Annotated in this window: 11 protein-coding genes; 2 read left to right on the forward strand and 9 right to left on the reverse strand. The window is 74.1% G+C overall.

Annotated features, from left to right (window positions below; all coding sequences use genetic code 11):
- Positions 1-101: 101 nt before the first annotated feature.
- Complete coding sequence (locus ACIOGZ_RS01880) at positions 102-1,265, reverse strand: acyl-CoA dehydrogenase family protein (RefSeq protein ID WP_363579155.1); 1,164 nt, start codon at positions 1,263-1,265, stop codon at positions 102-104.
- A 138-nt stretch (positions 1,266-1,403) separates the two neighbouring features.
- Between ACIOGZ_RS01880 and ACIOGZ_RS01885 the strand changes: the two genes are divergently transcribed.
- On the forward strand, positions 1,404-2,081 hold the full coding sequence (locus ACIOGZ_RS01885; protein WP_363579153.1) for a TetR/AcrR family transcriptional regulator: 678 nt from the start codon (positions 1,404-1,406) through the stop codon (positions 2,079-2,081).
- 59 nt (positions 2,082-2,140) lie between these two features.
- Here ACIOGZ_RS01885 and ACIOGZ_RS01890 read toward each other — a convergent pair whose 3' ends face one another.
- The 8 genes from ACIOGZ_RS01890 to ACIOGZ_RS01925 form a co-directional block, all read right to left on the reverse strand.
- Positions 2,141-3,364: a nitric oxide synthase oxygenase gene (locus ACIOGZ_RS01890; protein ID WP_400984405.1), complete on the reverse strand. Its 1,224-nt coding sequence runs from the start codon at positions 3,362-3,364 to the stop codon at positions 2,141-2,143.
- A 120-nt stretch (positions 3,365-3,484) separates the two neighbouring features.
- Positions 3,485-4,912, reverse strand: a complete 1,428-nt coding sequence (locus ACIOGZ_RS01895) for a sugar porter family MFS transporter (RefSeq protein WP_400984494.1) — start codon at positions 4,910-4,912, stop codon at positions 3,485-3,487.
- Between the two features lie 140 nt (positions 4,913-5,052).
- A complete protein-coding gene (egtD, locus tag ACIOGZ_RS01900; RefSeq protein ID WP_363579148.1) occupies positions 5,053-6,024 on the reverse strand; it encodes an L-histidine N(alpha)-methyltransferase in 972 nt (323 codons plus the stop codon).
- A 45-nt stretch (positions 6,025-6,069) separates the two neighbouring features.
- Positions 6,070-6,819, reverse strand: coding sequence for an ergothioneine biosynthesis protein EgtC (egtC, locus tag ACIOGZ_RS01905; protein WP_363630631.1), 750 nt, complete (start codon positions 6,817-6,819; stop codon positions 6,070-6,072).
- On the reverse strand, positions 6,819-8,162 hold the full coding sequence (gene egtB, locus ACIOGZ_RS01910; protein ID WP_400984409.1) for an ergothioneine biosynthesis protein EgtB: 1,344 nt from the start codon (positions 8,160-8,162) through the stop codon (positions 6,819-6,821). Before egtB ends, egtC begins: the two co-directional genes overlap by 1 nt.
- On the reverse strand, positions 8,159-9,448 hold the full coding sequence (gene egtA, locus ACIOGZ_RS01915; RefSeq protein WP_400984412.1) for an ergothioneine biosynthesis glutamate--cysteine ligase EgtA: 1,290 nt from the start codon (positions 9,446-9,448) through the stop codon (positions 8,159-8,161). Before egtA ends, egtB begins: the two co-directional genes overlap by 4 nt.
- Before the next feature lie 288 nt (positions 9,449-9,736).
- Entirely contained in the window at positions 9,737-10,882 is a 1,146-nt protein-coding gene (locus ACIOGZ_RS01920) for an aminotransferase class I/II-fold pyridoxal phosphate-dependent enzyme (protein WP_363630630.1), read from the reverse strand.
- Positions 10,883-10,955: 73 nt separating this feature from the next.
- Positions 10,956-11,420, reverse strand: coding sequence for an SRPBCC family protein (locus ACIOGZ_RS01925; RefSeq protein ID WP_363579139.1), 465 nt, complete (start codon positions 11,418-11,420; stop codon positions 10,956-10,958).
- 276 nt (positions 11,421-11,696) lie between these two features.
- Here ACIOGZ_RS01925 and ACIOGZ_RS01930 point away from each other — a divergent pair, with 276 nt between their 5' ends.
- The gene (locus ACIOGZ_RS01930; RefSeq protein WP_363579137.1) at positions 11,697-12,503 is read left to right on the forward strand and encodes an SAM-dependent methyltransferase; all 807 of its coding nucleotides are present in this window, start codon (positions 11,697-11,699) and stop codon (positions 12,501-12,503) included.
- Positions 12,504-12,691: the final 188 nt, after the last annotated feature.

A 12,691-nucleotide genomic window follows, 5' to 3' on the forward strand; every position in this document is an offset into this window, starting at 1 on the left:
AGTCGGGGTGATCCGAGCAGTCAGGACGGTCCGGGTGGTCAGGACGGTCCGGGTGGTCCGATTGACCCGTCCTGGCTGATCGGATGGGATGAACGGGCTGGTCAGAAGGCGTTGACCCCAGTGAGGGCGCGGCCGATGAGCAACTGGTGGATCTGGCTGGTGCCCTCGTAGAGGGTCATGACCCGCGCGTCGCGCAGGTACTTGCCGACCGGGTACTCGTCGATGAAGCCGTAGCCGCCGAACACCTGGAGCGCGTTGTTGGCGGCCCGGACGGCGGCCTCGCTCGCGTAGAGCTTGGCGACGGAGGATTCGGTGGCGAACGGCAGGCCGCGTTCGATGTGGTCGGCGACCTTCCAGGTGAGCAGCCGGGCGGCCTCGACGTCGACGGCGATGCCGGCCAGCAGTTCCTGGACGAGCTGGTGCGAGGCGATCGGGCGGCCGAACTGCTCGCGCTCGCCGGCGTAGCGGACGGCGGCCTCCAGGCAGGCACGGGCGATGCCGACGCAGCCCGCCGCGACCGACATCCGGCCCTTGGCGAGCGCGGACATCGCCACCCGGAACCCCTTGTCGACTTCGCCGAGCCGTGCGCTGTCGGGCACCCGGACCCGGTCGAGGGCGAGTTCGGCGGTGGCCTGGCCGCGCAGGCCGAGCTTGCCGTGGATCTCGGTGCGGGTGAAGCCGGGCAGGTCGGTGGGCACCAGGAAAGCGGTGATGCCCTTGTGGCCCTGCCGGTCGGGGTCGTCGCCGCCGGTGCGGGCGAAGACCAGGGCGACGTCGGCCCAGGTGCCGTTGGTGATGAACATCTTGGCGCCGCTGATCAGCCAGTCGTCGCCGTCCCGGACGGCACGGGTGCTGAGGTTGGCCGCGTCGGAGCCGGTGCCGGGTTCGGTGAGCGCGAAGCAGCCGAGCGACTCGCCCGAGGTGAGCCGGGGGAGCCAGTGCCGCTTCTGCTCCTGAGTCCCGTAGCCGTTGACGGACTTGGCGACCAGGCCGAGCGTGACCGAGACGATGCCGCGGACGGCCGAGTCGCCGCGGCCGAGCTCCTCCAGGACCAGGCAGTACGCGAGGTGGTCGCCACCGCTGCCGCCGTACTCCTCGGGGATGGTGAGGCCGAGGAAGCCGAGCCCGGCCAGTTTGCCGATGATCGCGCGGTCGACGGACTCGGCGCGGTCCCACGCGGCGGCGTGCGGAGCGATCTCGCGATCGGTGAAGGAGGCGGCGAGGTCCCGGACGGCGCTCTGCTCCTCGGACAGCTCCAGGTTCACGGCGGCTCCAGATCCATTAAACTAGCGCTGCAAGTTTTATGGAGGGACTGTAGCCCCGGCCGGCCCGCGCTGGGAAGGGGCGCCTGCCAGAATCGGTCCCCGCCCCACCCGACCGGAGGAACCGGAGGCAGCACCCCGATGGCCCGCCCGCGCACCCCGCTGCTCAGCCGCGAGCGCATCGTCGCCGCTGCTCTGCGGCTGATCGACGCCGAGGGCCTGGCGGCCCTCTCCACCCGCCGCCTCGCCACCGAACTGTCGGTCAGCGGTCCCTCGCTCTACAACCACGTCGCGACCAAGGACGAACTGCTGGACGCGGTGGTGGACAGCGTGATCGGCGAGGTCGACTTGTCGATGTTCGGCACTCCCGACGGCGCGCCCGACCGCTCGCCCGGCGGTAGGCCGACGCCCTGGCCGGACGCGCTGCGCGACTGGGCCCGCTCCTACCGCGCCGCCCTCGCCGCCCACCCCAACATCGTGCCGGTGCTCGCCCAGGGCCCGGGCCGCCGGCCGAACGCGCTGCGCCTGGCCGACGCGGTCTTCGGCCACCTGGTCGAGGCCGGCTGGCCGCGCGGCCAGGCCACCCGGATCGGCGCGCTGATGCGCTACTTCGTCACCGGCTCGGCGCTGGCCTCCTTCGCGGCCGGCTTCCCCGCGGACGCCGAGGTGTACGACGCGGCCGACTACCCGCACCTCGGCGAGGCGCACCGGCTGGCCGGGCATCGTGGGACGGTGGACGAGGGCGCCTTCGAGACCGGCCTGGAAGCGCTGCTCGACGGGCTCGTCCTGCGGTTCGACCGCCTCACCGAACGCTCCTAGACTCCGCCGCCGGCCTCCCCCCCCGTTCCGCCGTTTCCGCCGTTTCCTTCCCCGCCGCCTCACCAGGGCTCGCGCGGCAGGAAGGCCGGCCGCAGCGACGGGTCCACCGGGTCGTAGTACCGGTGGTAGACGGGCGTGAGCCCGCCGGAGACCGGGGGCACGATCCAGCTCCAGTCCGCCGGGGTCGGCCGGCCGAGCCGCTTCTCCTGGGCGACGTGCCGGAGGAAGCGTTCGGACTCGGTGTGGTGGTCGGCGATCGTCACTCCGGCCTCCTGGAAGGAGTGCAGCACCGCGATGTTGAGTTCGATCAGCGCGCGGTCGCGCCAGAGCGTGCGCGCGCTGGAGGTGTCCAGGCCCAGGCGCTCGGCGACGGTGCCGAGCAGGTCGTAGCGGTCGGCGTCGGCGAGGTTGCGGGCGCCGATCTCGGTGCCCATGTACCAGCCGTTGAAGGGCGCGGCCGGGTAGCGGACGCCGCCGATCTCCAGCGTCATGTCGCTGATCGCGGGCACCGCGTACCAGCGCAGGCCCAGGCCGGCGAACCACTCGTACGCGGGGTGGGTGAGCGGTACCTCCAGAGTGGTGTCGTCCGGCAGCTCGTACCAGTGCGGGCGCTCGCCGGGGTGTTCCTGGACGAGCAGCGGCAGCACCTCGAAGCGGTCCTCGGCACACTTCCAGCCGAGGTCGCGGGCGCGGGCGGCGAGTTCGGTGCCGGCCGGGTCGCCGACGACGGCGTCGCCGACCCGGTGGCCGGCGTAGCGGACCAGCTGCTGGTTGACGATGCGGGCGGCCGGGCGGCCCGGGCGGTCGGGGGCGAACACCGAGACCACCGGGCGGATCCGTCCGCCGTTGCCGGCCAGCCGCAGGTGCTCGAAGCACTCGGCGGCGATGTCGTCGGCCGAGCCGAGGTGGCGCAGGTCGCGCACCACCAGACTGCGCCAGTACAGCCGGCCGATGCAGCGGGCGGCGTTGCGCCAGGCGAGCTTGGCGCCGTAGGCGAGTTCGGCGGGGGTGTGCTCGTAGCTGCCGGTGCGCTCGATCTCGTCGAGGACGGCCCGTATCCGGGTGTCCGGGGCCCCGGTGGCGGGCTGCTCGTGATGGAAGCGGCGGATGAACTCGGCGGCCTGCTCCGGGTCGGTGAACGGTGGTGGGGACGGCGGCGGGGATGACGGCGTGGGCGACGGCCGGGCCGCGGCCGGGGAGTGGGTGTGGGCGTACGGGCAGCCGGCGGTGGCGGTGACGGCGGCTGGTCTGCGGGCGCGGAGCCGGTTGAAGATCAAGGACACATCCCTCCTGGCGAACAGGAGTACCGGAGGTGTCCGGGCCGCCGCAGGGAGTGAACGATTCGGCCCCCGCACCCGCGATGATCGCGCTAGGGTGCGGGGGCCGATGGTCGGACTGTCGGATCAGCCCATGTCCTCCAGCCGGACGCCCTTGGTCTCCTTCATGAACTTCGCCACGAAGACGATCGACAGCGCCGCGAACGCCGCGTACACCAGGTAGGTCGCCGAAAGGTTCCAGCGCGACATCGACGGGAACGACACGGTGATCGCCCAGTTGGCGATCCACTGCGCGGAGGCGGCGACGGACAGCGCGGCGGCCCGGATGCGGTTCGGGAACATCTCGCCGAGCATCACCCAGACGACCACGCCCCAGGACATCGCGAAGAACAGCACGAAGGCGTTGGCGGCGACCAGCGCGACGGTGCCCTGGAGGTCGGGCAGCGTGACGTTGTCGCCGCTGCCGGTGGCGGAGGAGAACGCCCAGCCGGCCGCGCCGAGTGCGACGGCCATGCCGGCCGAGCCGATCAGGGCGAGCGGCTTGCGGCCGATCCGGTCCACCAGCAGGATCGCGACCACGGTGCCGAGGATGTTGATGACCGAGCCGACGAAGCTGATCAGCAGCGAGTTGCTCTGGTCGATGCCGACCGACTGCCACAGGATCGACGAGTAGTAGAAGATCACGTTGATGCCGACCAGCTGCTGGAAGACCGACAGGCCGATGCCGACCCAGACGATCGGCAGCAGGCCGAAGCGCCCGCTGAGCAGGTCGCCGAAGCGCGGGCGGTGGTCGGAGGCGATCAGCCCCTGGACCTCGGCGATCCGGGCGTCGGTGTCGACGTCCTGGCCCTCGACCTGGGCGAGCACGGCGCGGGCGTCGTCCAGCCGGCCGGCCTGGATCAGGTAGCGCGGGGACTCGGGGATCACCGAGGCGAGGGTGAAGTAGACCGCGGCCGGGACGACGCAGATGCCGAGCATCCACTGCCAGGCCTCCAGGCCGAGCAGCTGGCCGCGGGTGTCGCCGCCGGCCGCGTTCGCCAGCAGCCAGTTGACCAGCTGGGAGATCGCGATGCCGAGCACGATCGCGGCCTGCTGGAAGGAGGCCAGCCTGCCCCGGTACTTGGTGGGCGCGACCTCGGCGATGTAGGTCGGGGCGATCACCGAGGCGATGCCGATGGCCGCGCCGCCGAGCACGCGCCAGAAGGCGAGGTCCCAGGCGGCGAAGGGGAGCATCGAGCCGATCGCGCTGACCGCGAACAGCAGCGCGCCCGCCTTCATGACCTTGATGCGGCCGTAGCGGTCGGCGAACCGGCCGGCCAGTGCGGCGCCGATCGCCGAGCCCAGCAGGGCGGAGGAGACGATCAGACCGGTCACGCCGTCGCCGACGCCGAACTTCTCCTGGATCCCGGAGACGGCGCCGTTGATCACGGAACTGTCGTAGCCGAACAGGAACCCGCCGAGGGCTGCGGCGGCGGTGATGAAGACGACGAAGCCGAGGCGGCCGGGCGCGGAGGCCTCGACCGCCCCGGAGGGCTGCTTGGTGACGCTCACGATCTTGACTCCTGGTACTCAACGCTGAGCTCGGTAGCCGAGATCGTAACCCTTATTCGTTTAAGTCTTGTACACCGGAAACCTCAATTTTTGCTCTGAGGATTCGTAAGGTGAACAAGCAAATTCAGCTGCGCCGACCGTGCCTACGCCGGGGCGGACAGTGACAGCCCGAACCGGCCCTCCTCGTCCGTCCACCAGTGGCTCAGCCGCAGCCCGGCCGCCGCCAGCTCGGCGGACACCCGCTCCCGGCGGAACTTGGCGGACACCTCGGTGCGCAGCTCCTCGCCCCGGTCGAAGTGCACCGGCAGGTTCAGCGCCGGGATCTTCACGGTCTGCGCGCGCAGCGAGCGCAGCCGCATCTCGATCCACTCCCGATCCGGGTCCCACCGCGCGACGTGCGCGAACGCGGTCGGGTCGAAGTCGGCGCCCAGCTCGCGGTTGAGCACGTTGAGCACGTTGAGGTTGAACTCGGCGGTCACCCCGGCCGCGTCGTCGTAGGCGGCGACCAGCACCGACGGGTCCTTGACCAGGTCGGTGCCGAGCAGCAGGAAGTCGCCCGGGTCGAGGGAGGCGCGCAGCCCGCGCAGGAAGGCCGCCCGCTCCTCGGGCAGCAGGTTGCCCAGGGTGCCGCCGAGGAAGGCGACCAGTCGGGGGCCGCCCTCCGGGGGCAGGCCGAGCCGGGCGGTGAAGTCGGCCAGCACGCCGTGCACGGCGAGCCCGGGGTACTCGGCGGCGAGCGCGACGCCGGCGGCGGTCAGCGCGCTCTCGCTGACGTCCACCGGGACGTACGTCTCCAGGGTGCCGAGCGCGCGCAGCGCGTCCAGCAGCAGCCGGGTCTTCTCGGAGGAGCCGGAGCCCAGCTCGACCAGCGTGCGGGCCCCGGTGGCGGCGGCGATCTCGCCGGCCCGGGCGGTCAGGATGGCCCGCTCGGCGCGGGTCGGGTAGTACTCCGGCAGCCGGGTGATCTCCTCGAACAGCTCGCTGCCCCGCGCGTCGTAGAACCACTTCGGCGGCAGCCACTTGGGTTCGGAGGTCAGGCCGTGCTGCACGTCGTGGCGCAGCGCGCTGCTGAAGTGGTCGGCGGGCAGCAGCCGGGTGAGATCAAATGTGTCCATGACAGGGTGGGTCCTCTGTTCAGAAGATGAAGGGGCGGTGGAGGATCAGTAGCGGCCGAGGAGCTGACGGACGGTGACGCCGCGCTCGTCGACCACCACCAGCGAGCCGTCCGGGACGGCCGTCCAGCCGGGAGCGTCGTCGTACGGCTCGGAGGCCACCACCGTGCCGAGCCCGGGCAGGTCGCGGTGGTGCAGGGTGTCGCCCCAGGCGGTCGCGGCGAGTGTGCGGCCGTCGGTGAGCAGCAGGTTGAGCCGGCCGGTGGTGTGCGCGGTGACGTCCGCGACGGTGCCCGCCAGCGCCTCGCCGAGCCCGGCCCCCGCCCGCAGCCGGTGCAGGACCAGGGCCCACAGCAGCGCCGAGTCGGAGCGTGCCTCCAGCTCCAGCAGCTCGGCCGGCGGGAGCAGGGCGGCCAGCGCGTCCAGCTTGCCCGGCCAGCCCGCCACCGCGCCGTTGTGGCTGAACAGCCAGCGCCCGGCCGCGAACGGCGCCGCCGCGCTCTCGCCCGCCGCGCAGCCCTCGGTGGCGGAGCGGACCGCCGCCAGCAGCGCCCGGGTGCGGATCACCCGGGCGAGGTCGGCGAACGCGGCGTCCGCCCAGATCGGCCCGTCCCGGCGGTAGCGGGCCGGCACCTCGTCGCCGTCCGCGTACCAGCCGAGGCCGAAGCCGTCCGCGTTGACCGTGCCGTACTGCTGCGCCCGGGGCGCCCAGGACTGCCGGTACAGGCCGTGCGGCGGGTGCACCAGCAGCTCCCGTGGCGCCACCGGCCCACCCAGGTAGGCGAGGTGGCGGCACATCAGGCCACCTCCAGGTCGCGGGCGGTGCGGAACCCGGCGAAGATCTGCCGCCGGACGGGGTAGTCCCAGTTGCGGAAGGTGCCCCGGCAGGCGACCGGCGCCACCGCGAAGCAGCCGCCGCGCAGCACCTTGTACTCCGGTCCGAAGAAGACCTCCGAGTACTCCTGGTAGGGCCAGGCCCGGAACCCGGGGTAGGGGCGGAGGTCGCTGGCCGTCCACTCCCACACGTCGCCGATCAACTGCCGTACGCCGTACGGGGACTCGCCCGCCGGGTAGCCGCCGGCCGGGGCCGGGCGCAGGTGTCGCTGCCCGAGGTTGGCGTGCTCGGCTCCGGGGGCCTGGTCGCCCCACGGGTAGCGGCGGGAGCGGCCGCTCGCCGGGTCGTGCCGGGCCGCCTTCTCCCACTCCGCCTCGGTCGGCAGCCGCCGTCCGGCCCACCGGGCGTAGGCGTCCGCCTCGTACCAGCTGACGTGCAGGACGGGTTCGTCCGCCGGGACGGGCTCCACCGTGCCGAACCGGCGCCGCAGCCACTGGCCGCCGTCCAGGCGCCAGAACAGCGGGGCGGTCAGGTCGGCCCGCCGCCGGTGCTCCCAGCCCTCGGGCGTCCACCAGCGCGGCTCGTCGTAGCCGCCGTCCGCGATGAACCGCTGGTACGCGGCGTTGGTGACCGGCGTGGTGTCCAGCAGGAAGGCGGGCAGCTCGACCACGTGCGCGGGGCGCTCGTTGTCCAGTGCCCATGGCTCGGTGTCGGTGCCCATCGTGAACGGTCCTGCGGGGACGAGCACTTCGGCGGGCAGCGCGGCCGCGTCCGCCGGGGCGGGCGGCGGCGGGGGAGCGGCCAGCGCAGGCTCCCCCGGGCGGAGCTGGTGGGTGATCAGCATCGTCTCGTCGTGCTGCTGCTCGTGCTGGGCGATCATCCCGAACGCGAACCCGGCGTCCAGCAGCGGCGCCCCCTCCAGCGGACTGGCCGCCAGCAGGTCCAGCACCCGGCCGCGCACCTCGTGCGCGTACGCCCGGGCCTCGGCGGGTGCCAGCAGCGGCAGGCTCGGCCGCTCGGCCCGGGGGTGCTGGAAGGCGTCGTACAGCGGGTCGATCTCCGGGTGCATCGGGTCGCGGCCGCCGACGTTGCGCAGCAGCCAGAGTTCCTCCTGGTTGCCGATGTGCGCCAGGTCCCAGACCAGCGGGGACATCAACGGCGAGTGCTGGGCGGTGAGGTCGCCGTCCTCGACGCAGTCGGTGAGCGCGGCGGTGCGGGCGCGGGCGGCCAGCAGCTCGGCCGCGATGGTCTCGCGCAACTCCTCGGTGCGCGCCGCCGGGGCGGCAGGGGGGCGGACGTCGGTCATGGTGCGGCCTCCTCCGGAGGAGTGCGTCGGGTGCCGGAGCGCAGGGCGTCCAGCTGGTCGTCGGCCGGGCAGCGGCCGCGCGCGGGGTAGCGCTCGGCGAACTCGGCGACGGCGGCGCGCAGCCGACCGGCGCCGGGCAGGCGGCCCAGCGCGGCGTCGGCGGCGGCGAAGCAGGTCAGGGCGGCGCGGCGCAGCTCGGGATCGGCGACGGCCAGCGTCGCGGCCCGGCGCCAGACGTCGCTGCGCGGCGGGCGCGGACCGTCCGGGCGGCCCAGCGGCTCCAGCGCGGCGAGCGCGGCCTCGGCGGCCGGCACGTCGTCCAGCAGCGCGGTCACCAGGGCGGTGGGCACCACCCAGCCGTCCCCGGGCTGGGCGTCGATCATGCGCAGCTCCAGGTGGCCGTGCGGGCGCACCGGCGGGAACAGGGTGGTCCGGTGGTAGTCCAAGTCGCCCAGCGTGGGCGGGCGTTCGCCGCCGCCGCGGACCCAGTCGCGGAAGGTCAGGCCGGGTGGGGCCGTCCACGGCAGCCCCTCGGGGCGGCGCACGCACAGCACCTCGGCGTCCAGCACGTACTGCGCCCAGGCCTCGCGGGGGTCGCCGTGGTCCGGCTCCGGGGCGAGCGTGCGGGTCGGGTCCATCCGGGACCAGACGGTCTGCCGGGTGGAGCGGTGACCGGTCGGCCTGCCGTCCAGCAGTGGGGAGTTGGCGAAGGCGGCGACCAGGACCGGGCCGAGCAGGTGGGTCAGTCGCCAGCGGCGCTCCACCGCGTGCGGGCCGTCCGCGTCGCCGGCGTCCAGGCACACCTGCACCGAGGCCGTGCCGGTCATCATGATCCGGCCCCAGGGGCCGGCGGAGTCGAAGAACCGCTCCATCGCGAGGTAGCGGGGGTGGTCCAGGACCATCAGGCGGGGGCGGGCCAGCGGGTCCGTCCCGGTGCCGGTGAGGCGCAGGCCCTGCGCCGCGAAGGCGGCCCGCAGGGCGGTCAGATCGCGTCGGGTGTCCTCGACGCAGGCCAGGAGGCCGGTGGCGGGCGGGGAGCTGAGCTCGACCTGCCCGCCGGGTTCGAGCGTGAGCCGCGAGCCGGAGGGGAGCGAGGCTCCGTCCGGGCCGCCGAGTGGCAGCGACTCCAGTGCGGCGTGGACCAGTTCCGGTCGGACGGGCTTGCCGGGACATCGGTCGTCGTGGACGAACCACTCGACCTCGACGCCCACCAGCCGGGGCGGTCCGATCTTGAAGCAGACGCCCGACACGTGGCTGAGCGCCCCCGACTCGGTCAGCGGGGTCACCCCCGGCGGGGGCGCTGGGGGGCTCTGCCGGTCGGGCGGAGTGGTGCGGGATGTCGGTATCACCGGACTTACCATCCTCGGGGTCAGGATTGCGGCCCGAACTACCCTGCCCAGTCTGCTACGGAGCATGCGGGGGCGCTTCGCAAATATCGTGTGAACGTTCGTTTCTGCAGGTCAGGGGTGGCGCGATCGGGTGAATCCGGGGATCCGGGCGGCTTTCCGGGCGTGCGCGGGGGCGCCGGGCGGGACGTGCGCGGGGCTGCCGGGCGGGGTGGCCCGGTGGTTCGGTCACCGCCGGTCGAGGCGCTCCAGGACGGCGTCCAGCACCGGGCCCGGCAGGGCGTAGTTCAGCCGCAGCGCGCCCCGGCCGCCGGGGCCGAACTCGGCGCCGTCCGAGGCCTCCAGGCCGTAGCGCTCCAGCAGCGCCCGGCGGGCCCCGTCCGGTGGCAGCCCCAGGGCGGCGGCGTCCAGCCAGAGCAGGTAGGAGGACTGCGGCGCGGAGCGGACGGCGGGCCCCAGCCGGCCGGTGAGCCGGGCGCGGGCGGCGGCGAGGTGGGCGAGCAGCGCGTCCAGCCACGGCCCGCCCTCGGCCAGCGCCGCCCGCTGGACGGTCTGCTCCAGCAGACCGCCCTCCCAGAGGCCGAAGCCGGCCAGCACCTCGGTGAACCGGGCGCGCAGGCCCGGATCGGGGACGAGCGCGAAACTGCTCGGCAGGCCGGAGCAGTTGAAGGTCTTGCCGACCGAGTTCAGCGTGACCACCCGGGGCCGGAGCGCCGCGTCGACGGTGGCCACCGCCACCGGGTGGACGTACCCGGGGTGGGTGAGATCGCCGTGCACCTCGTCCGAGACCAGCAGCGCGCCGGCCTCCGCCGCCCGCTCGGCGAGGGCCCGCAGGTCGGCGGCCGGCCAGACCCGGGCGGAGGGGTTGTGCGGGCTGCTCAGCAGGACGGCTCCGGCCGGGTGGGGGAGCGGACCGTCCGGGAGCCGGTAGCCGTCCGGGCCGGCGGTCAGGGGCAGTTCCCGGTACGGGAGGCCGGCCGCCCGGCACAGCTGGGCGAAGCCGCCCCACTCCGGCGTCGGGAACAGCACCGGCGCCTGCGGGCGCACGGTCTCCAGCAGCAGGCGTAGGGCGGTGCGCGGGCCGCAGGGCAGCAGCAGCACCCAGTCCGGATCCACCTCGACGCCGTGCCGCGAGCGGTACCAGCGGGCCACCAGCGCCCGCCCGGCCGGGTCGCACACCGTGTACCCGTACGCGCGGTGGCGGGCCCGGTGCTCCAGCGCGGCGGCCACGGCCGGCGGTCCGGGCAGGTCCATGTCCGCCAGGCCCATCGCGATCACCCCGGGCGCCCCCGCGCGGGCCCACTTGCTGCTGCCCGTCCCGGTCCGGTCGAAGGGGGCCGCGAAGCCGAACGCGTCCGGTGCGGTGGTGGGCATCACGGCCTCCGGTGGTCGGGGGTGCGCCGCCACGCTAGAGCCGGACGGGTGCCGGCCGCCACCGGCCGCGTGGTCACCCGTTCGCCGGCCCGCTCCCGCTGCCCAGGTGTGCCGCCAGCCCCCGCCGCCCCCGGCGCATCATCACCGCGTGGTTGGCCCGGAAGAGCGGGTGCAGGGGCAGGGCGAGGCGGCGCAGCAGGGGTTTGCCGGGGCGGGTGTCCTCCTCGAAGAGCACGCGGCTGCCCGGCCCGTCCGAGGTGACGGTGAACCGTGACCACCCGGTGAGATCGCCCCGCATGACCGCCTCCAGCACTCCGGCGGCCCGGTCGCGCCGTCGCGCCTCCAGGCGGATCACCAGCCGGTACGGCAGCAGCGCGCGCACCACGAGGTCCCCGGACTCCTCGCCGGTCTGCCGGACTTCGAGGACCTCGGGCCACCACAGCGGGTAACTCCGCACGTCCTCCAGCGCCGCGTACACGTCGGGGGCCGGCGCCGCGAGTCGCCACATGCCCCGGAAGCGGTAGTGGTTGGGGTCCACGCGCCCCACCCTAGAGCGCCCCGGCCCGGGGCCGGCCCGTTTCGGTCGGGTTCCCCCGTCGACAGCCGGGCCCTACGGTGGCCCGGCCGTCGGCGGGACCGGTGCCGGTGAGACGGGAGGGGAACGCTCCGTAAACGTCGCATGCCAGGAGGGAGGTGTTCCGCTTGCAGCCGTTCGGGGTGCAGGGGAGGATCTTGTGTGCTTGTAGTCTCGTCTGTCACAGCAGTTGTCGCGAGGCACTGCATCCCCGGAAAACGGAGTGAAGGAGTCACAGGCATGCGGCGACCGAGCTGGGTACCGGAGGGCACGGACCTGGACAAACCGAACGCCGCGCGGGTCTACGACTACTACCTGGGGGGCTCGCACAACTTCGAGGTCGACCGGGAGATGGCGCGCAAGGCGATGGCCCTGTGGCCGGAGCTGCCGCAGATCATGCGCTCCAACCGGGCCTTCCTGCGGCGGGCCGTGTCCTACCTGGCCGAGCGCGGCGTCACCCGCTTCCTGGACATCGGCTCCGGCATCCCGACCTTCGGCGCGGTGCACGAGATCGCCCGCGCGATCCGCCCCGAGGCGACGGTCCTCTACGTGGACCGGGACCCGGTCGCCGTCGCGCACAGCCGCCTGCTGCTGGAGGACGACCCCGGCAGCGAGGTCGTCCAGGCCGACCTGCGCGACGTCCACGACCTGCTGGCCCGCCCCGAGGTGGCCGCGCTGCTGGCGCAGGGCGAGCCGGTGGCCGTCCTGCTGGTCGCCGTCGCGCACTTCGTCACCGACGACGAGGACCCGTGGAAGCTGATCGGCACGCTCCGTGACGCGCTCCCGCCCGGCAGCGCGCTGGTCCTCTCGCACGCCTCCCTGGAGGGCCGCCCGGACCAGGCGGAGGACCACCAGGAGCTCTACCGCAAGACGCCGACCCCGCTGACCATGCGCACCCACGAGCAGATCAGCGGGATGTTCGCCGGCTTCGAGCTGGTCGAACCGGGCGTGGTCTACCTGCCGCAGTGGCGTCCGGACCAGCCGGAGACGGTCGGCGAGCACCCCGAGCGGATGACCGGGGTGGCGGGCGTGGGGTTCCGCCCTTGAGCGGACGGATCGGGCGAGTGACCGACGGCCGCGGGCTCCGCGAAGCGGCCGCCGGTCCCCCCACCGTGCCCGCCGCGCGGACCACTGCTCACCCCACCGTGCCCGCCGCGCGGACCACTGCTCACCCCGCCGTGCCCGCCGCGCGGACCACTGCGCCCCCCGCCCGGACCGCTGCCCGCGCCGGCCAC

It is taken from the genome of Kitasatospora sp. NPDC088160 (genome assembly GCF_044741445.1).
Taxonomy (GTDB): Bacteria; Actinomycetota; Actinomycetes; order Streptomycetales; family Streptomycetaceae; genus Kitasatospora.